This is a genomic window from Bacterioplanoides sp., assembly GCF_965219715.1.
GTDB lineage: Bacteria > Pseudomonadota > Gammaproteobacteria > Pseudomonadales > Oceanobacteraceae > Bacterioplanoides.
This window is the reverse complement of sequence record NZ_OZ244785.1, coordinates 793,408-817,907: the sequence shown is the minus strand read 5'-3', so window position 1 is coordinate 817,907 and position 24,500 is coordinate 793,408. Positions and strand designations below refer to the sequence as shown.

General features: G+C 49.6%; 24 protein-coding genes. 13 read left to right on the top strand and 11 right to left on the bottom strand.

Annotated elements, in window-relative coordinates; all coding sequences use genetic code 11:
* Positions 1-7: 7 nt before the first annotated feature.
* Complete coding sequence (locus ACOQOZ_RS04300) at positions 8-142, bottom strand: hypothetical protein (RefSeq protein ID WP_420591045.1); 135 nt, start codon at positions 140-142, stop codon at positions 8-10.
* A gap of 91 nt (positions 143-233) precedes the next feature.
* Between ACOQOZ_RS04300 and meaB the strand changes: the two genes are divergently transcribed.
* Both meaB and ACOQOZ_RS04290 read left to right on the top strand, forming a co-directional pair.
* Complete coding sequence (gene meaB, locus ACOQOZ_RS04295) at positions 234-1,202, top strand: methylmalonyl Co-A mutase-associated GTPase MeaB (RefSeq protein ID WP_420591044.1); 969 nt, start codon at positions 234-236, stop codon at positions 1,200-1,202.
* A gap of 172 nt (positions 1,203-1,374) precedes the next feature.
* Positions 1,375-1,839, top strand: coding sequence for a YiiD C-terminal domain-containing protein (locus ACOQOZ_RS04290; RefSeq protein ID WP_420591043.1), 465 nt, complete (start codon positions 1,375-1,377; stop codon positions 1,837-1,839).
* A gap of 35 nt (positions 1,840-1,874) precedes the next feature.
* Here ACOQOZ_RS04290 and ACOQOZ_RS04285 read toward each other — a convergent pair whose 3' ends face one another.
* From ACOQOZ_RS04285 to metH, 7 genes are all read right to left on the bottom strand, one after another.
* Entirely contained in the window at positions 1,875-3,749 is a 1,875-nt protein-coding gene (locus ACOQOZ_RS04285) for a methyl-accepting chemotaxis protein (protein WP_420591042.1), read from the bottom strand.
* A gap of 60 nt (positions 3,750-3,809) precedes the next feature.
* Entirely contained in the window at positions 3,810-4,970 is a 1,161-nt protein-coding gene (locus ACOQOZ_RS04280) for a cation:proton antiporter (RefSeq protein ID WP_420591041.1), read from the bottom strand.
* 142 nt (positions 4,971-5,112) lie between these two features.
* Positions 5,113-5,616, bottom strand: a complete 504-nt coding sequence (locus ACOQOZ_RS04275; RefSeq protein ID WP_420591040.1) for a DUF934 domain-containing protein — start codon at positions 5,614-5,616, stop codon at positions 5,113-5,115.
* Positions 5,600-7,261 carry a nitrite/sulfite reductase gene (locus tag ACOQOZ_RS04270; RefSeq protein ID WP_420591039.1) on the bottom strand — a complete coding sequence of 554 codons (1,662 nt, stop codon included), beginning with the start codon at positions 7,259-7,261 and terminating at the stop codon, positions 5,600-5,602. The genes ACOQOZ_RS04275 and ACOQOZ_RS04270 overlap by 17 nt, the downstream gene beginning before the upstream one ends.
* Positions 7,262-7,428: 167 nt before the next feature.
* Positions 7,429-8,217, bottom strand: coding sequence for a glycerophosphodiester phosphodiesterase family protein (locus ACOQOZ_RS04265; protein ID WP_420591038.1), 789 nt, complete (start codon positions 8,215-8,217; stop codon positions 7,429-7,431).
* A 56-nt stretch (positions 8,218-8,273) separates the two neighbouring features.
* Entirely contained in the window at positions 8,274-9,641 is a 1,368-nt protein-coding gene (locus ACOQOZ_RS04260) for an MATE family efflux transporter (protein ID WP_420591037.1), read from the bottom strand.
* A gap of 125 nt (positions 9,642-9,766) precedes the next feature.
* Positions 9,767-13,516 carry a methionine synthase gene (gene metH, locus ACOQOZ_RS04255; protein ID WP_420591036.1) on the bottom strand — a complete coding sequence of 1,250 codons (3,750 nt, stop codon included), beginning with the start codon at positions 13,514-13,516 and terminating at the stop codon, positions 9,767-9,769.
* Positions 13,517-13,822: 306 nt separating this feature from the next.
* Between metH and nfuA the strand changes: the two genes are divergently transcribed.
* From nfuA to ACOQOZ_RS04240, 3 genes are all read left to right on the top strand, one after another.
* On the top strand, positions 13,823-14,413 hold the full coding sequence (gene nfuA, locus ACOQOZ_RS04250; RefSeq protein ID WP_420592393.1) for a Fe-S biogenesis protein NfuA: 591 nt from the start codon (positions 13,823-13,825) through the stop codon (positions 14,411-14,413).
* Positions 14,414-14,501: 88 nt separating this feature from the next.
* The gene (locus ACOQOZ_RS04245; protein WP_420591035.1) at positions 14,502-15,068 is read left to right on the top strand and encodes a TetR/AcrR family transcriptional regulator; all 567 of its coding nucleotides are present in this window, start codon (positions 14,502-14,504) and stop codon (positions 15,066-15,068) included.
* 21 nt (positions 15,069-15,089) lie between these two features.
* The gene (locus ACOQOZ_RS04240; RefSeq protein ID WP_420591034.1) at positions 15,090-15,932 is read left to right on the top strand and encodes a redoxin domain-containing protein; all 843 of its coding nucleotides are present in this window, start codon (positions 15,090-15,092) and stop codon (positions 15,930-15,932) included.
* A gap of 36 nt (positions 15,933-15,968) precedes the next feature.
* On the opposite strand, the gene ACOQOZ_RS04235 is transcribed toward ACOQOZ_RS04240, so the two are convergent.
* Positions 15,969-16,271 (bottom strand): PilZ domain-containing protein, encoded by a 303-nt coding sequence (locus ACOQOZ_RS04235; RefSeq protein WP_420591033.1) that lies wholly within the window; start codon positions 16,269-16,271, stop codon positions 15,969-15,971.
* A 220-nt stretch (positions 16,272-16,491) separates the two neighbouring features.
* On the opposite strand from ACOQOZ_RS04235, the gene ACOQOZ_RS04230 reads away from it, so the two are divergent.
* From ACOQOZ_RS04230 to ACOQOZ_RS04195, 8 genes are all read left to right on the top strand, one after another.
* Positions 16,492-17,664 (top strand): SpoIIE family protein phosphatase, encoded by a 1,173-nt coding sequence (locus ACOQOZ_RS04230; protein WP_420591032.1) that lies wholly within the window; start codon positions 16,492-16,494, stop codon positions 17,662-17,664.
* Complete coding sequence (locus tag ACOQOZ_RS04225) at positions 17,661-18,155, top strand: STAS domain-containing protein (protein WP_420591031.1); 495 nt, start codon at positions 17,661-17,663, stop codon at positions 18,153-18,155. The genes ACOQOZ_RS04230 and ACOQOZ_RS04225 overlap by 4 nt, the downstream gene beginning before the upstream one ends.
* Positions 18,156-18,175: 20 nt before the next feature.
* Positions 18,176-19,201, top strand: a complete 1,026-nt coding sequence (locus ACOQOZ_RS04220; RefSeq protein WP_420591030.1) for an NAD(P)H-dependent glycerol-3-phosphate dehydrogenase — start codon at positions 18,176-18,178, stop codon at positions 19,199-19,201.
* 44 nt (positions 19,202-19,245) lie between these two features.
* Positions 19,246-19,524, top strand: a complete 279-nt coding sequence (locus ACOQOZ_RS04215) for a DUF4389 domain-containing protein (RefSeq protein ID WP_420591029.1) — start codon at positions 19,246-19,248, stop codon at positions 19,522-19,524.
* 6 nt (positions 19,525-19,530) lie between these two features.
* Positions 19,531-20,010, top strand: coding sequence for a phosphohistidine phosphatase SixA (gene sixA, locus ACOQOZ_RS04210; protein WP_420591028.1), 480 nt, complete (start codon positions 19,531-19,533; stop codon positions 20,008-20,010).
* An 86-nt stretch (positions 20,011-20,096) separates the two neighbouring features.
* Positions 20,097-20,912, top strand: a complete 816-nt coding sequence (locus ACOQOZ_RS04205) for an alpha/beta fold hydrolase (protein WP_420591027.1) — start codon at positions 20,097-20,099, stop codon at positions 20,910-20,912.
* Complete coding sequence (locus tag ACOQOZ_RS04200) at positions 20,909-21,784, top strand: alpha/beta fold hydrolase (protein ID WP_420591026.1); 876 nt, start codon at positions 20,909-20,911, stop codon at positions 21,782-21,784. The genes ACOQOZ_RS04205 and ACOQOZ_RS04200 overlap by 4 nt, the downstream gene beginning before the upstream one ends.
* Positions 21,781-22,494 carry a DUF1461 domain-containing protein gene (locus ACOQOZ_RS04195; RefSeq protein WP_420591025.1) on the top strand — a complete coding sequence of 238 codons (714 nt, stop codon included), beginning with the start codon at positions 21,781-21,783 and terminating at the stop codon, positions 22,492-22,494. The genes ACOQOZ_RS04200 and ACOQOZ_RS04195 overlap by 4 nt, the downstream gene beginning before the upstream one ends.
* Before the next feature lie 51 nt (positions 22,495-22,545).
* Here ACOQOZ_RS04195 and ACOQOZ_RS04190 read toward each other — a convergent pair whose 3' ends face one another.
* Positions 22,546-23,163: an RluA family pseudouridine synthase gene (locus tag ACOQOZ_RS04190; RefSeq protein ID WP_420591024.1), complete on the bottom strand. Its 618-nt coding sequence runs from the start codon at positions 23,161-23,163 to the stop codon at positions 22,546-22,548.
* Positions 23,160-24,461, bottom strand: coding sequence for an ABC transporter substrate-binding protein (locus ACOQOZ_RS04185; RefSeq protein WP_420591023.1), 1,302 nt, complete (start codon positions 24,459-24,461; stop codon positions 23,160-23,162). The genes ACOQOZ_RS04190 and ACOQOZ_RS04185 overlap by 4 nt, the downstream gene beginning before the upstream one ends.
* Between the last annotated feature and the right edge of the window lie 39 nt (positions 24,462-24,500).

Genomic DNA, 24,500 nt, shown 5'->3' with positions numbered 1-24,500 from the left:
TTGTTTTTCAAAGCAGCAACAGGATGTTGCGGTAGCCCGGCAGGCACAGGGATGTGCCTTCGGGGCGGCGGCTGAAAAATAATCGGTTTTTCTGTTTGAGGCTGTCGAACTTCCAACGCATAACTTTGGTTCGGAACGCCATAAATACATCCATGTAGGCTCGGCGATGGCATCCATGCCATCGCACGCCCTCACCTAAAGTCATCCGGTGGAAATTCTTTGGAAGCGACGAAATGATTGATTTAGAAAAACTAACATTGGGTAATCGCAGAGCACTGGCGAAAGCCATTACGCTGGTTGAAAGTAAGCTCGATACTCACCGCGAGCAAGCCCAGGGCATTCTGAATCAGTTGCTGCCGGACACTGGCAAATCCATTCGCATTGGAATTACCGGTATTCCCGGTGTAGGGAAATCCACTTTTATCGAAGCTTTTGGCCTGTATTTAATCGAGCAAGGTAAAAAGGTCGCGGTGCTGGCGGTTGACCCAAGCTCGCCGCTGCGTGGTGGCAGTATTCTCGGCGATAAAACCCGCATGGAATTATTGTCCCGCGAAGAAAATGCATTTATTCGTCCATCACCAAGCGAAGGTGCGTTAGGTGGTGTTGCTCAGAAAACCCGCGAAACCATGCTGCTGTGCGAAGCCGCAGGCTACGACGTGATTTTGGTCGAAACAGTGGGGGTTGGTCAGTCAGAATACGAAGTCGCCGCTATGGTCGATTTCTTTTTAGTGCTGATGCTGCCAAATGCTGGTGATGAATTGCAGGGTATTAAGCGCGGTATTATGGAGTTGGCGGATGCGTTGGTGATTAATAAAGCCGACGGTGAAAGCATTAATCTCGCTCAACAAACCCAAAGCCACTATCAAAGTGCATTCCACTTAATGAAAAACTCCAGCTTCTGGAGCCCGCAAGTAAAAACCTGTTCTGCGCTGAAAAAAGAGCGTATTCAGGATGTGTGGCAAATGATCGAAGAGTATCAGACTGCCGCAAATGAATGCATTAACGCAGGTATTTCCGCTTTTGATGAAAAGCGTGCTCGCCAAAATAGTGAGTGGCTGAAAAAGCTGATTCACGAAATGCTGGAGCTGCGGTTAAAGCAAAACCCTGATGTGCAGCAACAAATGCCGGAATTGGAAAATCAGGTGTTGAATAATCAGACAACACCTTACAATGCCGCGCAGAAAATTATCGATCTTTTATAAACGCCTAAAGAATCTACGGCGTTCTGAGTTAATTCGAATTCATCATGGTGGTTGCTGGTGAGACCGTGTAATTCAGGGATGAATTACCCGAGCGTACAGGGATGTATTTACAGCGTGTTGCACCAGTAACTTCCATGATGGATCTAAAAAAGTATCAAAGTTAGAACAGAGAATGAACACTGATATCAGCCAGAAGCTAAAAGACTTTTTTGTAGAACACTTACCCATCACTCAGTTTATGGGTTTAGAGGTGGAATCCTACGATGGAGAACAGCTTGTATTAACAGCGCCATTAGGTCCGAATATTAATGATAAACAAACCGCGTTTGGTGGGAGTTTGTACAATGCCGCGGTAATGGCTTGCTGGGGGTTTGCGTATCTGAAAACCCAGGAAAAAGGCCTGGTGTGTAATCAGGTAGTGACGGGCGGCGATGTAAAATACATCGCACCTGTGACGGGTAAGATTCGCGCAGTATGCAAAAATCCTGGTGACGATATTATTGCCAGTTTTCTCGACCACTTTGATCGGAAAGGGCGCGCCAAAATATCTCTTGAAGCAGAGATTACAACCGATGGTGAAGCCGATAGCAAAGTTGCGGTTTCCTTTTCAGGGCAATACGCCATTCTGGCTGATTAATCAGCCAGGACTTTCTGCGTAAAATTACACGCCAGCTAAACGGTGAACTTGTTCACCAATGTGCGCAGTTCATTGCCCAGGTTTTCAAGATTACGACTGGTATCATCTGCTGAACGGGCCTGATCGATGCATTGATGTGACAGTTCGTTGACTGCGGCTATGTTGCGATTGATTTCCTCTGAAGCCATGCCCTGCTCCTTAGAGGCAGTCGCCACCTGAGCATTCATTTCATTGATGTTCTGAATGCTGTTTGAGATGGCATCCAGAATGAGGCCTGATTCTTCAACTTTATTGATTCCCGACTGTGCTCGTTCCCTCGAGCTTAATACGGTTTTAACAACTTCTTCTGTGCCGCGTTTGAACTGAGCAATATTATCGCGGATGGATTCTGTTGATTCCTGAGTACGGCTGGCAAGGGTGCGAACTTCATCCGCAACAACAGCAAATCCCCGGCCTTGTTCGCCGGCGCGCGCTGCCTCAATGGCAGCATTTAACGCTAATAAATTGGTTTGTTCTGCGATTGCACTGATGGTTGATAATATCTCACCGATGCTTTCGCTGTTTTTTTGCAACTCTTCAATTGCCTGGCTGGCTTCAAACACTTCGTTATTTAACAAGCTGATTTCGTCTCTTGCTGCATCCGCAGTTTCTTTCCCTCTGCTGATCTCTCCAGAGACTTTATTAACGGCTTCGGATGCAAGGTTGGCGTTGTCAGCAATGCTGGAGATAGTTGCGGTCATCTGGTTGATTGCGGTCACCGCTTGCTCAATTTCCTGCTGTTGTTGTTCGCTGGCATTGCCAACATTGTGTGTCATGGACACAAGTTCAGAGGAGCAGGTAGATAAGTGATCAGATGTATCGTGAACCTGAGTGATCGTTCCTTTAAGACTGCCAATTAGCGAGTCGAAGGATTTTGCCAGGCTGCCAACTTCGTCCCTTGAAGAAAATTTCAGTGGGCTGCTGAGGTCGAGTGTCGAAGCAATTCGATGGATTTTTTCAGTGATTTTGCTGACGGGTAAATAGATGGCTCGCGAAACGAGCAAGATGGATAAACCAACCACTGCGATGATCGTAATAATTAACACCATAAGAGTTGAAGCAGCCTGATTAACTTCGGCACTGATGGTTGCATTAATCACTTCGTCAAATTGTTTTAGGGTGTCTTTTGAATTTTGAGACTGAGTGCTTAACCTTCCCAGAATGCCGTCGCTGTTCTTTAAGCCAATTTGCTGCTCTTTTGCAATCAGCGCTTTAAAGTCGCGTTGGTAGTTTTCAAGTTTTTGCCGGATTTCAGTTTCTGATGACAAAAACAGGCTGGAAAGTGTTTGATCGAACTTAGCAATGTTTTTGTCGAATTTTTCCAGGTATTTCATGTCCCGCCTGAGCATAAAATCCTTCTCGTTACGTCTCAGCATCAGCATATGAAACAGCAATTCATATTCCTGTTGAGCTTTCGCAAGTGTTTCAACCTCGTGTACAGCATTTCGCAATGAGCCATACAGCCCGGTTTTTGGTGTTAACCCGACTTCGGTCTGTGTTGTTGCTAGCTCGTTGAAAAGTGCACGGTACTGTTTCATCTCTACCGCGACGGGTTCCGTAAGCGTTGCGTCGAGATTGTTGTGAGTCAGTGTCGCTTGTAAAGATTTAAGACTGAGATCCAACTGTTGTTCGGATGCCCTGAAGTTGTCGATAGCAGCAGGCTGTTTGTATAGAAGGAAGTTTTTTTCGATTTGCTGCAGCTGGTTGAAATGGCTGTTCAGCGTCTGCAGACTCAGCGTTACCTGGTGGAGAGATTCCAGCTGGGATAGTCGATTCACAGAAAAGATGGCTGTAACAACAAGGCCGGTTACAACCAGAGCCAGTATCACTAAGTGTTTGCTGCGAATTGATAAATTACTGAAAAACACCATGGTTATTCCTGCCGTCGGGGTATTTAACGGCAGTATAGATAACCTGGTTCAAACTGCTGATTAGTCGCGCCGCAACTCATCCTTTATCGCTATCGGGTTGGGGTAATTAAACACCACGATATAGCTCGATATAGCAAAAGTGATAATCGCTGTTGCCTGAATTAATGACGAAGCTTGCTCGGTAAGCAGCTGACTCTGTAATGCGACAAAGCCGATCAATAATGAGAATTCACTGATTTGTCCAAGACGGAAACCCACGTCCCAGGCCAATGCTGGCCGCTCACTGAACCCGCCGAGGAGGTAGCGGAAAGTCACCGGCTTAATCGCCAGTATAATTACGGCCAATATGCCCGCCGGCAGAATAACACTTGATAGCAGTCCAAGGTTCAGACTGGCACCGAGTGCAAAGAAGAACATCACCAAAAAGAAGTCGCGCAGTGGTTTCAGACTGATTGCGATAAATTGTGCGATAGGGCTGGTAGCGAGAGTAACGCCAGCGATGAAAGCGCCAATTTCATGAGTTAGCCCAACGATTTTGGCACCTTCGGCGACGGCCAGACACCAACCAATAGCGAGAATAAACAGATATTCCTGATAACGGTCGAAGCGGGTGATCAAAGGCAGTAAAACGCCTTTAACCATCAGGTAGCAGCCAGCAACAAGGAGCGGCAGGGCAACGAACGGTTGCCATACCGGCATATTGCTTTCTCCGGCCATCACTCCGAGAAAAATAAGTACCAAAATAGCCAATAAATCCTGAATCAATAGCAAGCCAATCATCAGTTCACCAATGTGCTTGTGATGCAGAACCGTAGTGGGCAGCAGCTTCAAGCCGATGATGGTGGAGGAGAACATCATTGCCAGTCCAATAACAACGCTGTCCATCTGGCTGTACCCAAATGCCTGTGTAAGGCCATAACCTGAGGCAAAGAAAACCAACGAACTCACCAGAGCAACCAGAGTTGCTTTACGCAAAACCGACACCAATGCCGACGGCTGCATATCCAGGCCTAGCAGAAACAGCAGAAAGATAATGCCGATATGGGCCATGTCCGAGAGATTCTCCGGATGCTCAATCCAGCCCATACCAAACGGGCCAACAATGGCACCCAGGGCAATGTAAGCAATCAGGACCGGCTGCCGGGTAAACAGGGCCAGAGTGGCGAGAATGGTAGCTCCGGAGAACACCAGAAAAAACGAGAAAACGATATCTTGATCCATGGCTCTAAGCTTAAGTTAGGGTGTCTGTTGTCGCCAGTGATATCACGCACAGGAATGCAGTTTTTCTGCCAGGAAAAACAAAAAAACCGCCATAGTGGCGGTTTTTTAATCATGTGGCACTCGTGCCACCAATTTGTATCAATCAGCGACGACGATACAGAGGGCGCGTGTCATTAACATCGTTCTGATAGCAAACGCTGAATGTGCCAAAAGCCGCAATTGCGTCGTCCAGATCCTGATCACCACGCAGTTCGTAGCTGCTGAAGCCACAACGCTGCATAAAGAACAGCTGATCGATCAATACATCACCCACTGAGCGCAGCTCGCCTTCATAACCATAACGCTCACGCAATAAACGCGCTGCGGAGTAGCCACGACCGTCTGCAAATTTCGGGAAGTCGACAGTGATAAGAGCAAAGCTCTGGCTGTCTTCCGCCAGTTGGTCAGCCGTTTCACCAGCAGCCAGGTGAACAGCGAGTTTCCCTGCTGTTGCCTGGGCTTTTAACTCATCTTTATTTTCTAACCAACGGGTCAGGCTGATGATAGAAAAGTCATGCAGCGCTTCGTCATCTGCAACGATTTTCCATTGATCGTTTTCCACCAGTTGGCGGTCTTTGATCAGCTTTGCATTATTCTGGTTTTCCATATACCGCCTCCTTAAAGGTGTTGTGGCCAAGACGACGGTACACTTCCAGGAAGCTTTCACCGTCGGAACGTGTCTCTACGTAGTGATCCAGTACTTTGGTAATAACGTCTGGAATGGCTTCACGAGAGAATGATGGGCCCAGAATCTTACCTAACGATGAGTCGTCACCGGCGTTACCGCCCAGTGATACCTGATAAAACTCTTCGCCTTTTTTATCAACACCCAGAATGCCGATATTACCGATGTGGTGGTGACCACAGGCGTTCATGCAGCCGGAGATGTTCAGATCAATCTCGCCCAGGTCATGCAGGTAATCGAGGTTGTCGAAACGAATTTGTAAGTCTTCTGCGATCGGAATCGACTTCGCATTCGCCAGTGCACAGAAGTCACCGCCAGGGCAGCAGATCATGTCAGTCAGCAAGCCCAGTGTTGGAGTAGCCAGACCTTTAGCTTTTGCCGTTTGCCACAGATCGAACAGTTTGCTTTGTTCAACGTCTGCCAGTACCAGGTTCTGTTGGTGCGTCGAGCGGATTTCACCAAAGCTGTAGCTGTCTGCCAGATCAGCGATGTCTTCCATCTGTTCTGCAGTTACGTCACCCGGTGCGTTGCCTTTTTGCTTCAGCGCCAGGCTTACAATGGCGTAGCCCGACTTCTTGTGAGCACGCACATTACGTTGCACCCAGCGAGCAAACGCAGCGTTATCTGCCAGTGCTTGTTGGTATTCTGCTGGATTGTCTTCCAGAGTCTGATAAGCAGGCTCAGTGAAGTGAGACTTAACACGCTCAAGTTCAGCAGCAGGCAGTTTGCCGTCGCCGTCTTTGATACGATCCCATTCTTCGTTGACCAGCTCACGCATACGATCGATACCCAGTGCTTTCACCAGAATCTTGATACGGGCTTTGTACTTGTTATCACGACGGCCAAACTGGTTGTAAACGCGGATAATGGCGTCTAAGTAGGTCAGCAGGTCTTCTTCCGGCAGGAAGTCGCAGATTTCAGTACCAATGATTGGCGTACGACCCAGGCCACCACCAACCAGAATGCGGTAACCGATTTCACCGGCATCGTTCTTAACGATATTAACGCCGATGTCGTGAACCTTGATGGCAGCACGGTCTTCGCCCGGTACTGAGTTCACTGCAATCTTAAATTTACGCGGCAGGAAGGCGAATTCCGGGTGGAAGGTGGACCACTGACGAATGATTTCACAGTAGGGACGTGGGTCTACCAGCTCTTCTTTAATAACACCGGCGTACTCGTCCGTTGTGGTATTACGGATACAGTTACCGCTGGTCTGAACCGCATGCATCTGAACTTCGGCCAGTTTCGCCAGAATTTCAGGGCATTTTTCCAGTGCAGGCCAGTTAAATTGCAGGTTCTGGCGAGTACTGAAGTGGGCGTAACCTTTGTCGTAGTCACGGGCAACCATAGCCAGTGCACGCATCTGCTTGGAGTTAAACAGACCGTATGGAATAGCAACACGCAACATTGGTGCATAACGCTGTACATAAATGCCGTTTTGCAGTCGCAAAGGCAGGAATTCTTCTTCCGGGATTTTGCCGGCAAGATAGCGGTCCATCTGCCCCTGGAACTGGGCGACACGCTCATTCAGCAGCTGCTGATCGTACTCATCATAAACGTACATAGTGATCCGTTTCTAATCTAATCAAGCCGATTACTGGCCAAAGCCAATAATCCTGTTGTGGTTATAGCGCGCACCTTAACAGAGCTTTTATATTCTTAAAATGAATATTTATCTATATAGAAATAGCAAACAGGTATATCTAACGAGGTAGGTAGGGTGCGACAGTTTCAGTGATTATGCCATTGATTGGCTTTTCGGGCTGTCTGGATTAATCGATATGGATAATCGGAAAAAACGGATAAGACACCGGCACGCCACAGCTTTTCTGCTTGCTCCGGGCAATTAACAGTAAAGCAGGCCATCGGGACATTATGATCTGAGAGTTGCTTAACCAGTTTCTCGTCGAAGAAGTCTGCGCAAAAGTGCAGACCAACCGCGTCGTATTCTTCCAGGCGTTCCTGCCAGTTGTATGGAATGGCATCAACATTCAGCGCTCTTGGCACTTCCGGCAGGTGTTCATGGCAAGCTTTCAGTGCGTGGTGGTTAAAGCTGCTGAACAGTAGTTGGTGGTCGAAGGGCACCTGTTGCAACGCCGTTTTGATGGCCCAGACGGTTTCTGTTTCGCGACCAATTGTTGGTTTGACTTCGAGGTTCAGGTTCAGATTGAGTTGATTACATAAAGTCAGCAGCTCAGTTAGCGTCAGGATGCGTTCGTTTTTGAACTCAGGCGCAAACCAGCTACCACAATCCAGCTTCTTGAGTTCGCTCAGTTTTGACTGGGTAAGGTGTCCGCTGCCGTCAGAGCAACGTTGCAGCTCAGAGTCATGGAATATGACAGCAATGCCATCGGCGCTGATGGTTGCGTCAACCTCAATCCAGTGCGCCCCTTGTTGTGCTGCGAGGCCGATCGAGGCTGCTGTGTTTTCCGGAGCTTCACCACTGGCGCCACGATGGGCAATCACCGGTTCCATTGATTGATACGGGTTTGAGGTGGTCAGTGGACGAAAGGACGGCATGGCATGTTCCTGGCGATGCAAACAATATAGATAGAAACAAACGTTGGGTGGCAGCGTCAGATTCGGATGTCAGCCCATTGCTTACTGCGCCACATTACACCATAAATCAGGGATAACGAAATACGCTGAACGCCTTGTAAAATCCACACGCCGGTCAGGCCTGCACCGGCCAAAGGCCCAACAAAATAGGCGAGCGGTAATAATACTGCCCATTGCATGATCAGGTTGATACGCATGACTTGTTTGCTGGCGCCTGCGCCCAATAATGCCTGGGTGAGGACCATAGCGGTGACTTCCAGGGTGATGGCAATGCCTGAAATACGCAACGGCCAGGTACCAAGTTCGATTAGATGAATGTCCGGGGTGAATAGTCTTAAAATCTCTTGCGGGAATAACCACAGCGGCAAGCCTGCCAAAGCCATGATCAGTGCTGCGACACGAACCACCTCCCAGCCCCATTGATAGGCATCATCTTTGTCTTCGCGACCCAAGGCCTGGCCTACCAGGCTGGTTGAAGCGATTCCAAGACCCACGGCAGGCAAAATAAGCAGCAGCGCCAGGTTAATCAGAATATGCCCCACGGCTTGTTCCTGGGTGCCGATCTGACCGATGATCCAGAACATCACGCTGGTGCCGGCAGCGAATAAAACCTGTTGGGTAGAATTGGGAACTGCCAGTTGGGCGACCGACAATATAGTGGAGCGATTCGGCAGCTCTAATGACGGCAGGCGACCGATATGGCGTTTAAAGGTCAGCCAGAAATACACTAACGTGCCCAGCACCATGGATGCTGCGGTCCCCATGCCGGAACCCACCGCGCCATAGCCGTATAAGCCCAGCTCAGGAATGCCAAAAATCAGCAAATAGCTCAGCACCACATTGGCCAGGTGCATCAGCAGAAGCACCTTTAAATAGGTTTTAGATTCACCAATGCCACTCCAGAATCCGCGAAATACGAAATTCATACCAATAAATGCGGCGGCCAGGGTACGCCACTCGAAATAAGGAATGGCAATGGCGGCAACGTCACTGGAGTCGTTGAACAGCGGAATAAAGTAGGGGGCACCGAAGTAGAACAGCAAGGTCAGTGGAATTCCCAGCAGCAGTGCCAGCGACAGGCCTGCGAGTAAGGGTTCGGAGAGCAGTGAATGTTGGCCAGCACCATAGCGCCGTGCCACCAGCGCCTGAACACCGGAAGATAAACCCATAACACTGGATACAACAATAAAGCTGGCGTAGCTGCCAACACCAACGCCGGCCAGGGCAACGTCGCCCAGGCGACCAACCATGGCAGCGTCCACCAGGTTAATCAGGCTTTGAGATAACATGCCGCCAATAATCGGCACTCCAATAATCAGAATGCGCTGTAAGCGTTCGGGTGCAATGTGGAGAAATTTTGCGAAAAGCCGAAAGAAGCCGGGCATGAATTAAGCTCGAAAAAGGCGTTGTAGCAGCCTCAAAAACGAAAAAGACTGATAAATGCGCAACGTATTAAAATCGCCGGGCATTTTATCAGTCTTTTCGGGCTAGATGTTAATGAGTTTGGTTATTAACGATCGTAGCTCAGGTTTGGCGACAACCAGCGTTCCATGGTTTCCAGTTCAAACCCTTTGCGCTGGGCAATGTTTTCGACCTGATCTTTGCTGATTTTACCCAGGCCAAAATATTTGGCGTTCGGGTGGGAGAAGTACCAGCCACTGACAGACGCAGCAGGATACATAGCAAAGTTCTCCGTTAGCGTGACACCGGTTGCTGCGCTAGCGTCCAGTAACTTAAACAGTGCCGTTTTTTCCGTGTGATCCGGACATGCTGGGTAACCCGGTGCCGGGCGGATACCTTTATAGGCTTCCTTAATCAGGGCGTCGTTATCCAGGCTCTCATCGGCAGCATAGCCCCAGGTCTCTTTACGTACGATTTCATGCATGCGTTCAGCAAAGGCTTCTGCCAGTCGATCGGCCAGAGCTTTGATCATGATGCTGTTGTAGTCATCGTGTTTGCTGTCGTAGTCCTTGGCCAATTCTTCGGCTTCCAGACCTGTGGTAACCACAAATGCACCTAAATAGTCATCAACGGTACCTTCCGGTGCAACAAAATCGGCGAGCGAGAAGTTAGGCTGATCGTTCGGCTTATCCGTTTGCTGGCGCAGGTGGTGAAGCAGGGCGATTTCTTCATCACGCTGCTCAGAGTCACCTTCGACATTGAATACCACGATATCGTCGGCGCCACGACGTTGAGCCGGCCAGATGCCTACCACGCCTTTGGCGGTAAATAACTTCTCATCAACGATGCGCTTCAGCATTGCTTGTGCATCCTTGTAGAGGTTGGTAGCCGCTTCGCCGACCACTTCGTCTTCCAGAATGCGCGGGAATTTGCCGGCCAGTTCCCAGGAGATAAAGAACGGCGTCCAGTCGATGTAGTTCACCAGTTCCGCCAAATCGAAATCTTCGTAGGTGGTGATACCCAGTTTATTTGGCTTCGGCGGTACGTAACCGTCCTGGTTGTTGGCAGTGCTCCAGTTTTCCTGGAAGCCATTGGCGACGGCGTCGTCATAGGTCAATAGTGCTTTGGACTTACGATTGGCACTGCGCTCACGAACTTTCTCGTATTCCGCGCGGCGCTCGTCGATGAATTCGGCTTTGTCCTGAGGGTTAACCAGTTTCTGAGCAACACCCACCGCACGGGATGCATCGGCAACATATGTGGCGATATCATTCTGGTATTGCGGCTCAATTTTCACTGCTGTGTGAGCTTTGGAGGTCGTTGCACCACCAATCAGCAATGGCAGATGGAAGTCCAGGCGCTGCATTTCACGTGCAACGTGTACCATCTCATCCAGCGATGGGGTGATCAGACCAGACAAACCAATGATGTCGCAGTTTTCTTCTTTGGCAACTTTCAGAATTTTTTCTGCCGGTACCATCACGCCCAGATCGATCACTTCGAAGTTGTTACACTGCAGCACCACACCAACAATGTTTTTACCGATGTCATGAACGTCGCCTTTTACGGTAGCCATCAGGATCTTGCCCTGGGTCTGAACTTCGCCACCTTTCTCTTCTTCAATAAATGGCAGCAGGTAGGCCACGGCTTGTTTCATCACCCGTGCGCTTTTTACCACCTGAGGCAGGAACATTTTGCCGGAGCCAAACAGGTCACCAACCACGTTCATGCCGTCCATTAACGGACCTTCAATCACTTCAATCGGGCGATCGAACATCTGGCGTGCTTCTTCGGTGTCTTCTTCAACGTGAGCATTGATGCCTTTAACCAATGCATGAGTCAGGCGTTCACGAACCGGCAGCTCACGCCAGGCTTCGTTTTCTTTTTCCTGAACTGCGCCATCGCCACGGTATTTCTCGGCAATTTCCAGCAGTCGGTCGGTGCCGTCTTCGCGTTTGTTGAGAATTACATCTTCAACGCGATCTTTCAGCTCGGCAGGCAAGTCATCGTACACCGCCAGCTGACCGGCGTTGACGATACCCATGCTCATGCCGTTCTGAATGGCGTAATACAGGAAGACCGAGTGAATTGCTTCACGTACCGGCTCGTTGCCACGGAATGAGAAGGAAACGTTACTGACACCGCCAGAGATTTTGGCGTAAGGCAGGTTGTCGGTAATGAACTTACAGCTGTCGATAAAATCAACGGCGTAGTTGTTGTGCTCTTCGATGCCGGTGGCAATGGCGAAGATGTTCGGGTCGAAGATGATGTCTTCCGGCGGGAAGCCAACCTTATCAACCAGTACGCGGTAAGAGCGCTCACAAATTTCGTTTTTACGTGCAACTGTGTCTGCCTGACCAACTTCGTCAAATGCCATGACCACAACTGCAGCACCAAAGCGCATGCAGCGTTTGGCTTTTTCAATAAACTCTTCTTCACCTTCTTTCAGGGAAATGGAGTTCACCACGGCTTTACCCTGGATGCATTTCAGGCCAGCTTCGATGATCTCCCATTTTGAGGAGTCGACCATGATTGGCACGCGCGAAATATCAGGCTCAGAGGCAATCAGGTTGAGGTAGCGCACCATGGCGGCCTCGGAATCCAGCATGCCTTCATCCATGTTGATGTCGATGATCTGGGCGCCGTTTTCCACCTGTACACGGGCGACTTCTAATGCTTCGTCGTAAGCCTCTTCTTTAATCAGGCGCTTAAAGCGGGCAGATCCGGTGACGTTGGCACGTTCGCCGACGTTTACGAAAAGACTGTCTTCATCGAAATTAAACGGTTCCAGACCAGACAAGCGACAAGCGCGTTTTAATTCCGGGATCTTACGGGCAGGGTGCTTGGCGACGGCTTTGGCAACCGCTTCAATATGTTGTGGCGTGGTGCCACAACAACCACCAACAATGTTTAAGAAACCACTGGCGGCAAATTCTTCAACGATCACGGCCATTTCATCGGCGGATTGATCGTACTCACCAAATTCATTTGGTAGGCCAGCATTTGGGTGAGCAGAGATAAATGTGGAGACTTTGTTCGACAGCTCTTCCACGTGAGGGCGTAACTCTTCTGCACCCAACGCGCAGTTCAGGCCAACGGACAGAGGTTTGGCGTGGGCAACGGAGTTCCAGAAAGCTTCTGCGGTCTGGCCGGATAAAGTACGGCCGGAGGCGTCAGTGATGGTGCCGGAAATCATAATCGGCAGCTCTTCGCCTTTGCGCTCAAACGCTTCCTGTACCGCAAAAATAGCGGCTTTGGCGTTCAGCGTATCGAACACGGTTTCGATCAGGATGATGTCGGCGCCGCCATCCATCAGGCCTTCGGTGGCCTCAACGTATTCTTCCACCAGCTGGTCGAATGTAATGTTGCGGTAGCCAGGGTCATTAACGTCTGGGGAAATGGATGCCGTTTTACTGGTTGGGCCCAATACACCAGCAACATAACGTGGGATGCCGGTCTCAGCTTCCACCTCGTCAGCGACTTTACGTGCCAGTGCCGCCGCGGCTGTGTTCAGTTCAGGTACCAGTTCTTCCAGCTGATAATCGGCCTGGGAAACACGGGTTGAGTTAAAGGTGTTGGTTTCAACGATATCAGCACCGGCCATAAAGTACTGGCGGTGAATGCCGGCGATAATCTCAGGCTGAGTGATCACCAATAAATCGTTATTACCTTTAACTTCCTGAACTAAATCGGCAAAACGTTCACCACGGTAGTCTTGTTCTTCCAGTTGATGCGACTGAATCAGAGTTCCCATACCACCGTCCAGAATATGGATACGTTGTTCCATATTGGCTTTTAACTGTGCAATACGTTGCTGGCGCAACTCAGTTAAGTTGTGGCTGGTTTGGTTGTCAGTCATGGTAGAACCTGTGGCTGTGGATGAAAAAATGGCGCGAGATTGTACCAAAGCCTAACACCGCTTCACACTCAGGTTGGTTTTCAGTAAGAAGTGTTAGAAATATCAAAATAGCGGTTTTATCGCGTTGCTGAGGTTTTTATGAGGAAAGCGTGATTAAAAGTGAGAAAATTTCAGCACAAGATACGGTTTTCCTGAAGCATTGCGCACCTTCATTGCAACAATCTATCTTACCCAACTGCTTTGCTAGGGTATTTCGTCAGGCAGTACTATTAGGTAATATGGCGCCACTTGATTGAGGTAGAGATGATGACGACTTACGTAAATATTACTCCGGATGCGGAAACCTATCTGGCGGAATTGCTGGAAAAGCAAAATACCGAAGGTATGGCCGTACGCATCTTTATTACGCAGCCAGGTACCAAGTATGCAGAAACCTGTCTTGCGTACTGTCGTCCGGAAGAAGTCAGCGCCAATGACGAGTTACAGCAGATGGATAAGCTGCGCGTTTATGTTGAGGCGATGAGTATTCCGTATCTGGAAGAATCAAAAATTGATTTTGCGAAAGACCGTATGGGTGGCCAGCTGACAATCAAAGCGCCAAACGCCAAGATGCCCAAAGTTAATGCCGATAGCCCGGTGGAAGAACGCATAAACTATCTGCTGTATACCGAAATTAACCCGGGGCTTGCGGCTCATGGTGGTGAAGTCAGCCTGGTTGAGCTGACCGAAGAGGGGATTGCCGTTCTTAAATTTGGCGGTGGTTGTCAGGGTTGTAGCGCCGTTGATATGACTCTGAAAGATGGCGTAGAAGCCAGTTTGGTTGCAAAAATTCCGGAAGTAACCGGCGTACGCGACGAAACTGATCACTCTCAGGCAGATAACGCCTATTTCAAATAATGTTTAAACCCGGCTGTTGGCAGTCGGGTTTATTTTTGCCTTAATTGGAATGATCAGTACAGAATGCATTTGTTAATTGGAGGCTGAATTGAGACCGGCGGAGTTTGATCGACAACAGGTATTGGTAAAAGCCATGAATTGCTTCTGGAAGCAGGGGTATCAGGCCGCCAGTATGGCGGTACTGCTTGAGGCCATGGGAATCAGTCGCAGCAGCTTTTATAACAGTTTTGGTGATAAACGCAGTCTGTTTCAGGACTGCGTTGCACTGTATGCGCAAAGTGCGGTGCAACTGTTTACCGTGATTGCCCAGCAATATCACGGCATTGATGCGTTACGCCAGTTTCTGTTGCTGACGTTGACCAATGAGCAGGCGATTCCATTAAAGCAAGGATGTTTGCTGGTGAGCTCGGTATCTGAGTTGTCTGGAGTTGATGATGAGCTGCGGGCTCAGGTGATGCGCGAATTTGATGCTGTAAAAGCAGCGTGGCTGGTTGAGTTAAATAAAGACCAGCTGTCCCTGGACGCTCATCAGGCGGTCGAATGGGTGTTCAGTTTGCTACTGGGGTGGCGCTTACAAAGCCAGGCCGGTTCATCGCCAGAGGTATTAAATCAACAAATTAACTGGTCGCTCGATCAGCTGAAGAAATCACAATAACAATCTCACTGGAGTGCTGCTATGAATAGCATGTGGATTAAATCTTTCTTTATCTCGACGTATCTGACGCTTGCGTTTGGTACGTTATTCGGTGCTGCCGTTCAGGCATGGCAATCGTCTTCTGTCGCTTATGCCGCACTGAGTCTGACGGCTTTGCCAATCAGTATTTTTATGACCTGGTTGTTTCTGGGTGGTGTCTCTCGCACCAGCGCCAACCTCCCCAGCGTGATCGTGCCAACGGTATTGGCTGGAGCTATAACCGGGTATCTGGGTCTGACAGGGCAGCAAGCGCTGCCGATTGTTGTCTCGGCTGCTTTGGTGGTTGGTGCGCTGCTTTATGTATTCTGGTACAGCCGCTTCAGCGGTCGTCAGCAGTCTCCGCTACAACAGGGTAAGACATTGCCTGACTTCCAGTTGCAATACCCTGACGGGCGTGAATTTAAGTCGTCAGATAGTTTTGGTAAGCCGGGGTTGTTTATCTTCTATCGTGGCAACTGGTGTCCATTGTGTATGGCGCAGATTAAAGAAGTGGCGAGCCAATATCAGGAATTGGAAAAGCGCGGCGTGCAGACCTTTCTGGTCAGTTCGCAATCTCATAACAACAGCGAAGGACTGGCAAAGCGCTTTAAGGTAAATTTCAATTTTATGGTTGATGTTGATAACAATGCGGCAAAGGCACTTAAAATTGATGCAATTGGCGGTACGCCAGCCGGACTTCAGGGCCTGGGTTATGACAGTGATACTGCTATGCCGACGGTGGTAATGACGAATGCGGAAGGGAAGGTGATCTTTCTGGACCTGACCGATAATTATCGTGTGCGCCCGGAACCAGAAACCTTTCTGGCTATTCTGGACGGAGCCTGAGTCAAAAAAGCCGAAGCGATGCTTCGGCTTTTTTATTTAAAGGAAGGAATCGATGCTCAACCCGATTCGATAGTCGCCGCTGTCTAAGGACTGTACGCGACAAGTCGATACTCTTGCATGTAACGGCAAGGTTGAGCCGCCACCACTTTCTACTTTCAGTTCACCGGCGGAATTAACCGGTATGGGTTCCTGGCTTTTCAGCTGAACGCCACTGGAGCTCAGGTCGATACAGGTAACCTGGTAGCTCTGTCCATCACTTAGGGTCAGTGTGGCCGGGGTGTCCACCTGCATACGAATGTAGTCCCTTTTCTCCTGAAAATTCCGGGCCAGATTTGACATAAGATTCTCCTTGGATGACCTGCTGTCTCTGCTTGTTGTTATTGGATAATTCAGCATAGCTTGTGCCGATACAATGTTCGAGCTGCACAGAAATAATGATAGTCAGGAAAGTTCGGTAATTAAAATCGAATTACCGGCCCCACAAATTTACCAATCGGGATTGCAACCCCCGTAATATGGGGGTAACGTTCGCCACTTCTAAAAGAGATGGGAGACGTAAATGGCCACAGCCGTGCTGGTCATTGATGACGACTCATTAGTCCGCGATAGCATTGCGGCTTATCTTGATGATTGCGATTATTCGATGTTGACCGCTGATTCAGCTGCCACAGGTCTGGTCGTGCTGGATGAGCATCGTGTCGATGCTGTGATTTGCGATCTTAAGATGCCTGGTGTTGGCGGAATCGAATTGCTGCAGCTGATCAAAGCCCGCAGTCCGTTGCTTCCGGTTATTGTTGTTTCCGGTGCTGGTGTAATGGACGACGTAGTGCAGGCGTTACGTCTCGGCGCAGACGATTATCTGGTGAAGCCCATTATCGATCTGGAAGTGTTGCACCATTCTCTGACGAAAGCGCTGCAGAGTGCTCAGCTTGAAGAAGAGAATCGCGCCTATCGCGAGTATTTGGAAAAGACCAATACCGAGCTCCAGCGTGGTTTAGACGAGCTGCGCAACGATCAGTTGGCCGGGCGTCAGGCGCAGTTACGAATGTTGCCTGAGCCGCTGGACTTCAAGCAGATTTCTTGTCGACACTCGGTCACACCATCACTGATGCTCAGTGGTGACTTTCTTGATTATTTCGAACTCGATGATAATCGCCTGGTGTTTTACATCGCCGACGTTTCCGGCCATGGCGCATCCTCTGCATTTGTTACGGTATTGCTGAAAAACCTGACCTATCGCCTGAAGCGAAACTTCAGGCGTGGCTCCAGTGCGGACGTATTACATCCGGCTCGGGTATTGTCGCGAGTGAATTCTGAACTGCACGCTTCCGAGCTCGATAAACATCTGACCATGTTTTACGGCGTTGTATGCCTCGAGAAGAATCAGTTGCTGTACAGTGTTGGTGGTCATTTCCCGATGCCAATTATGCTCGCGGAGAACCGCGCCAGCTATCTCGAAGGGCGGGCCATGCCGGTGGGATTGTTCCCGGAAGCCAGTTACCAGGAATACACAATGGCGCTGCCTGAGAACTTTTCTTTACTAATGTTTTCCGATGGAATACTGGAAATCATGCCAGAATCGACCTTGAATAAAAAAGAAGACGCTCTGTTAGCTGCGGCGATAGAGAGTCAGGGTAATATTGAACGCCTTGCTGAAGCGCTTGGGGTTCGTGCCGGAGTTGAAGTTCCGGATGATATTGCCATGGTATCGATAGCCCGAGGTTCCGTATGACATCAGGTGAAGTGCTCGTCGCCTTTCATAACGGCACGCATATTATTCGCTTGCGAGGCGATGTCCGTCTGAATTTGTGTTCAGCGCTTGAGAAGTATCTCGACGATATTCTCGAACGCCCGGACTTTTCCAATGTGGTGATTGATCTGTCACAGGCTGAAGGTGTCGATAGCACAACACTTGGTCAGATCGCCAAAATTTCCATTCTATGCCGTGATCGCTTCGCGATTACGCCGACCATTTCCAGTCCAAACCCAAGCATTACCCGTATTTTGCTGAGTATGGGGTTTGATCAGGTTTTCCATATTATCGATGAACCGTTCGAAGATCCGGCTGATTTTTGCCAGTGGGTTGCGGATGCTGTGACCGAGGATGAAGCCCGGGAGCAGGTGATTGCCGCCCATAAAGTCCTGATGGGCTTGAATGACAAAAATAAGGACGTATTTAAAGAACTGGTGGACTGTTTAGAGTCCGATCGTCACAACTGCTGAAGCACCCAATAGGGGGATGTGTGAATTTTAACAAGGCCACGGTTATTGGTGGGGGCAGCTTTGGTACTGTTGTCGCCAATATCCTTGCAGATAATGATATTCAAACCGTGCAGTGGCTGCGTGATCCTGCCATTGCTGACGCCATTAATCAGCAGAATCTGAATCCGAAATACTTGCCGGGCACGGAGCTGAATCCAGAGCTGTCGGCCAGTACAGACCTGGATGCGGTGATTGAAGATGCGGACGTGATTTTCGTGTCTGTACCAAGCCGCTCAGTGCGTGATGTGGTTTCCACATTTGCCGCAAAGCTGAAACCGCATCAGGCGCTGGTCAGCACAACGAAGGGGATTGAGCAGGAGAATTTCCTGCTGATGAGTCAGGTGTTGTCTGATCTCTGTCCTGATAATCCGGTTGGTGTTCTGTCTGGCCCTAATCTGGCTAAGGAAATTGCCCGAAGAGAACTGGCTGCAACCGTTATTGCAAGCAAAAACAGTGATTTACGCCGCAATGTTCAGTCTGGCTTAAGCTGTTCCTACTTCCGGGTGTACGCCTCTGACGATCTGTATGGTGTTGAGCTGAGCGGTGCCCTGAAGAACATTTACGCCATTGTGTCGGGATTTGTTGCCGCACTTGGTATGGGTGAAAACTCCCGCAGTATGATTATTACCCGCTCACTGGCAGAGATGAGTCGCTTTGCTGTGGCGTTGGGAGCGAATCCGTTAACCTTTCTTGGCCTGGCCGGCGTTGGTGATCTGGTTGTGACCTGTAGCTCGCCATTGAGTCGTAACTACCGTGTTGGTTTTGCTATTGGTGAAGGCAAAACACTGGATGAAGCCATCGAATCTTTAGGTGAAGTGGCAGAAGGTGTTAATACCTTGCGTTATGTCAGGGCAAAAGCTGCTGAATTAGATATTTATATGCCTCTGGTTATGGGAGCGTATGAAGTTCTGTTTAACGGTGCAGACCCAAGGCTGATTGCTCAGGGGCTAATGTCGGGTGAGCACGCCTCTGACGTTGAATTTGCCTTACCGCGCAGTGAAATTTAGTTTGACGCTGTATTTTTAAATTTTCCCTAACTTGAGTGATTGAAATGAGTGACCTGAAAGACAACGTAACTTCGGATGCCTTCTGGCTGAAAACCATTTATCTGGTTGGATTTTTTGTGGTCTACCGAATCCTGGATCTGGTGATTCTGGTTTTGGGTGCCGCTCAATGGGGCTTCCGTTTATTGACCGGTGATGTAAATCCGGCGCTGGCGCAATTTGGTGACAGCCTGGGAACTTACATCGGTCAGATTGTTCAGTATCTGTCAGGTGCAACTGAAGAAAAGCCATATCCTTTCCAGGACTGGCCTGAATCCAAGGTTTAAACGATCGTGAAGATATGTATTGTTCGACATGGCAGCGCTGAAATTGGCGCTGATGAAGATAACCTGCGCCAGCTCACGGCCAAAGGTCAGGGACAGGCACAAGGCGCCGGTCGCTGGCTGGCTGAATTGCTGGCAAAAGGTGATTTGTCGGACAATGCCAGAATCTTCGCCAGTCCTTACCTGAGAGCCCGCCAGACGGCCGACGCAATTGCTGCTGCAACGTCGTTAGCTGTGGAAGAGCATGAAGAGATTGTGCCGCATGGAAAGGTCGAGAGGTTGGTCGAACAACTGACTTCCGAGCAAACGGATATTGTGTTGGTTTCTCATTTGCCGCTGGTTGGTCGATTGGCGGCTAAGCTGGTCGACGGGCAAATTTATGACCAGCCATGGTCGCCAGCGGAGTGCTGGTTGCTGGAAGGTGATATTGCGGCGTCCGGCTGTATGTCGGTAGCGTCTGTATGGTACCCGGCGCTCGAAGAAGGTTAAGCCTGCCTTCATAAGGCATTATTTCCCCTTGTCATCTGAATAACCAAAAGGTAGTTTCCAGCTTTTGGTTATAATGCTTACTTCTGATGACGTCTCAATCCGGTCTTCGTGACATCCTGCATTTCTCCCATGCTAATGGCTTTCCTGCCGGGAGTTATCAAATCCTGCTTGATCAATTGGCTGAACATTATGATGTTAAAACCATTGATCGTCTTGGTCATCAGCCTCAGTACCCGGTTACAGATAACTGGACTCAACTTGAAAAAGAGCTCACCCACTATTTTGAGCAGAATTACTCTCGTCCGGTAATCGCGGTGGGTCACTCATTAGGTGGCTTGCTCAGTTATATGGTGGCGCGTAACCGACCGGATCTGATCAAAGGGCTGATTATGCTTGATTCGCCTGTGCTGACGCCGATGCAGGCGTTCGGCTTTAAGATGTTGAAGCGTTTAAACCTCTCTGACCGCGTAACACCGGCAGGGCGTACGGATGGCAGGCGTCAACACTGGGCTGATCAGCAAGAAGCGATGGATTATTTTTCAGGTAAATCGCTGATGAAGCGTTTTCATCCGGAGTCATTACGTCACTATGTCAACGCCGGGACTGAATGGGTTGATGCTAATGATCCTGCTAAAGGGGTGCGATTGCGTTTTGATCCTGAAACTGAAATGAATATTTATCGTACTATTCCGCACAATGTACGCAGCGATAAGCCATTGGCAATGCCATCGGCGGTTATTGGTGGCCGCAACAGCGATGTGTTCTGGCCAATGAATGGCGCAAGAATGAAGAGCAAAGTGGGCATGAAGGTGCGCTGGTTACCCGGCGGCCATATGTTCCCGCTGGAAAAACCCCGCGAAACCGCAGAGCTGATTCATCAGTTACTGGGAGAGATGTTATGAGGCAAGACAAGGTATTCGATACCGCAGAAGGGAATATTGCCGCCATCGCCTGGGGAGATTGGCAGAACCCGGATGCTCCGATTGTTGTAGCGCTGCATGGTTGGCTCGATAGTGCGGCCAGTTTTGATCGATTTGCACCGGCCATCATCGCTCAGGGTTATCGCTTGCTGGCCCTGGATTTACCGGGTCATGGTCATTCGGATTGGCTGGCTGATGGTGGTGACTATTACATCTGGGAAGCAACCGCAGCGGTTGTTGAAGTACTGCAGCAGCTTGATGCTAAGGTGCATCTGGTGGGGCATTCGATGGGCGCCGCAACGGCACTTATTTGTGCCGCCAGCTTTCCTGAGCAAGTGTTGTCTGTTTCAGCACTAGATGCGATGGGGCCGTTGTCTACACCGCCTAATCAGGCGGCTGACCAGCTACGCAAAGGGATTGACGATGCCATTCGCAGAAAAAAACAGGGTAGTCGCACTAAATTTTATACCTCGGTCGAAAAAGCTCTGGAAGCCAGAACCGCTAAAGATCCGGTATTGTCGCCGCAATGTATTCTTCCGGTGGTCGAACGAAATTTAAGGTCTTCAGAGAACGGTCTGAGTTGGCGAACAGACCCGCGTTTACGTCACGCTTCCAAGGTGAGGATGACGGAGGACATGGTGAAGGGCTTTTTTAACCAGGTTGCTTGTGAGGTTCTTGTGATTCGCGCAAGTCAGAGCTTTATTCCGCAGTCGATGTTTGACCTGCGCCTGTCGTATCTGGCGCAAAGTCATTTTGAAAGTATCGAAGGGCATCACCACTTTCACCTGGAGGCGTCTACGGCTGAAGTGGTCGCAGGGCAGGTTTTGCAATTTTTGGCCGAGGTGCAGGTATGATCAGTCGATTGCGCGCAGCGTTATGGTTTATTGCCTTGTTGGCTGGGTTTGTCGCCGCATTATTTTTCAGCTGGAACCTGCTGGCCAGTCAGGACTATGGCTATGGCTGGTTTTACGACCTCTATGGCATCGAACAGCATATTGATAAGTTTGGTCCACAAAACCGCTACATTTCCGGATTAGAGCTCACCGGCCGTGAAGATCATGAGCGTATGTTTGCGGAAATCGTGCATGGTATTCACCATCAGGGCGAAGGGCTTGCACAAATTGCTTTTCAGCGTGATGGTCAATCGATTGTTCTAATGCGCGAACCCGAAGTGGTTCATTTGCAGGATGTCGCTAATCTGGTCGATGCGTTTCAGCTGCTGGGGTTTGGCGCTGTTGTCGTGGCATTGCTGCTGACTACCGTGCTGGTTCGTTCCGGTAATCAGCCAGCCTGGTTTCAGCAATTGGGTATTCTGCTCGGCGTTATTGCGGGCCTGACGGTTGTTGTGGTTGTTATTGGGCCAAAAACCGTGTTTTACCAGATGCATGTCTGGATGTTTCCGCCAGATCATGAATGGTTTTTCTACTATCAGGATTCCTTAATGACTACCTTGATGAAGGCTCCTTTCATTTTTGGCGGAATTGCTGTGGCGATGTTGGTGCTGGCGCTGGTGTTGTTTGCGTTGTATATCCTGGCGCTACGGCGATATTGCCGCAACGCCTGATAGGCCTTAAACGCTAAGGCCAAGTTTGCTGGCTTAGGTATGTCGCTCTGGTCAGAATGCCGGTGGGCAGACAAAGGTGAGTCGTTCGGCCGTTGCTGGGTGGTCAAAATCCAATTCCCTGGCATGCAGGCATAAGCGTTTGTCAGCAAGGTCGTGACCATTGGCGTAGAGAGTATCACCAACAATCGGGTGCCCCAGCTGTTGCATGTGAATACGCAGCTGGTGAGAACGCCCGGTTTTGGGTAACAGTGTCATCCGGCAATAGTCACCTTCAACCGCTTGTTTTTGCCAGCGGGTCAGAGCGTAGCGACCTTGAGTATGGCTGATCATTTGTAGAGGTCGATTTGGCCAGTCAACAATAATCGGCATATTGATACAGCCCCAATTGCCTTTGACCTTTCCATATACCAGAGCCTCGTACACTTTTCGGGTTGTCTGGCGCTCAAACTGGCGCTGGATGTTTGCCTGGGCTGTTTTATGGCGTGCGAACACCAGAATACCTGAGGTATCCATATCCAGACGGTGAATCACCAGAATCGTTCCGAATTGCTGTTCCAGTCGGCTGACTGCGCAATCGGGTTCGTAACGACCTGGAACACTTAATAAACCTGAGGGCTTGTTGATGACGACGATATCGTCATCGGAGAACAGTACTTCTAAATCTGTCATTGTGGGAACTGATGTTGCTCCAGCAGTTGTTGGTAGGTGCCGTCTTGTTTGAGTCGTTTGAGTCCGGTGTTGAAGGCATCAATCAGTGCCTGGCCATTTTTACTGGACTTGGGAATAGTGACGTGAAGAGGGCGGGAGGCCAGGGTGCCAGCTACCTGAGTCAGGTGTTCTGCGATGTGTTTCTTGTCCGCCAGTTCGGTGTCGGCGACCCAGTGATCCACCAGCGCAAGATCAAGGCTTTTATTAGCAACATCGCGAAACAACTGGGAGCAATATTCGCGGGTCTCAACACTGAACAGCGGTTTCACCTGATCGAACTCTTTGCCGTAGGCAAAATCATCGAAGATGCCCAGACGATAGCCTTTGTTGGCAATAAACTGCTGAATTTGTTCAGGGCTCTGAAACTCAAACGGGTCGTTGCTGCGTTTGACGAATACCAGTTTGTTGTCGATGTAGGAATCGGAGAAGTAGAGCGATTTTGCTCGCTCCGGGGTATACCAGGTCGCAATAGAGCCGTCGAGCTCGCCACTGCCAGCTTCGTCCATGACGCGTGACCATGGCATAAATTCGATTGTGACTTTGTAGCCGACACGCGTGAAGGCTGCAGTCACAATTTCTGCAGCCAGGCCGTAGTTGGGAAGATGTTTACCCAGATACGGTCCCCACGCGTGTCCCCCGAGCTTTACCTGGGGGGCTTCGCTCTTATATTCGTCGGCCAGCTTGGAAATGGCTTTGGCGAGGCCGTTTTGTTCGATGCTCATGCTGACCTGGTCGCGGAAGCTCTTGGTCAGGCTGACACCTTCAATGATGACATCAAAGACGCGCCACTTATCTTTCTTGAAGTAGAGCTTGTAGTCGACACGAATATTGGCCGCACCAATGCGTACGATCTGGCTTTTGACCAGTGCCTGGTTGCCTTTTTTATTCAGGCGGGATTCGTCGTAGCGAATCTCTTCACCATTAAAGGCTTTAAAAGCTCCGGCATAAGTGCGGATAACTTTTTGTTTAAAGGCACGAACGAAGGTTTTTTGTTGTTCCTTCGATGCGCGGCGCCAGTGCTTGCCCAGCACACGTTTGGACATATAAACGTGATCGACAACCGGCAGCAGTAATTCATCGACTAATTGCTCGATGTAATACTCTTGCGATTGCACCATCTGGCGATCGGCAATCAGACGTTCTGTCATTTGTTTAGATGCGTTTTCCACCAGTTGGCGGGGAACATCCTGTTCGGCATGACTGACCACGGCAAACAGGCTGGTGATGATCATCAACCCGCTGAGCAGTGCCTTTTTCATAAAGTCCTCGTTATTGTTTTTGGTTGTATCACGGCACTA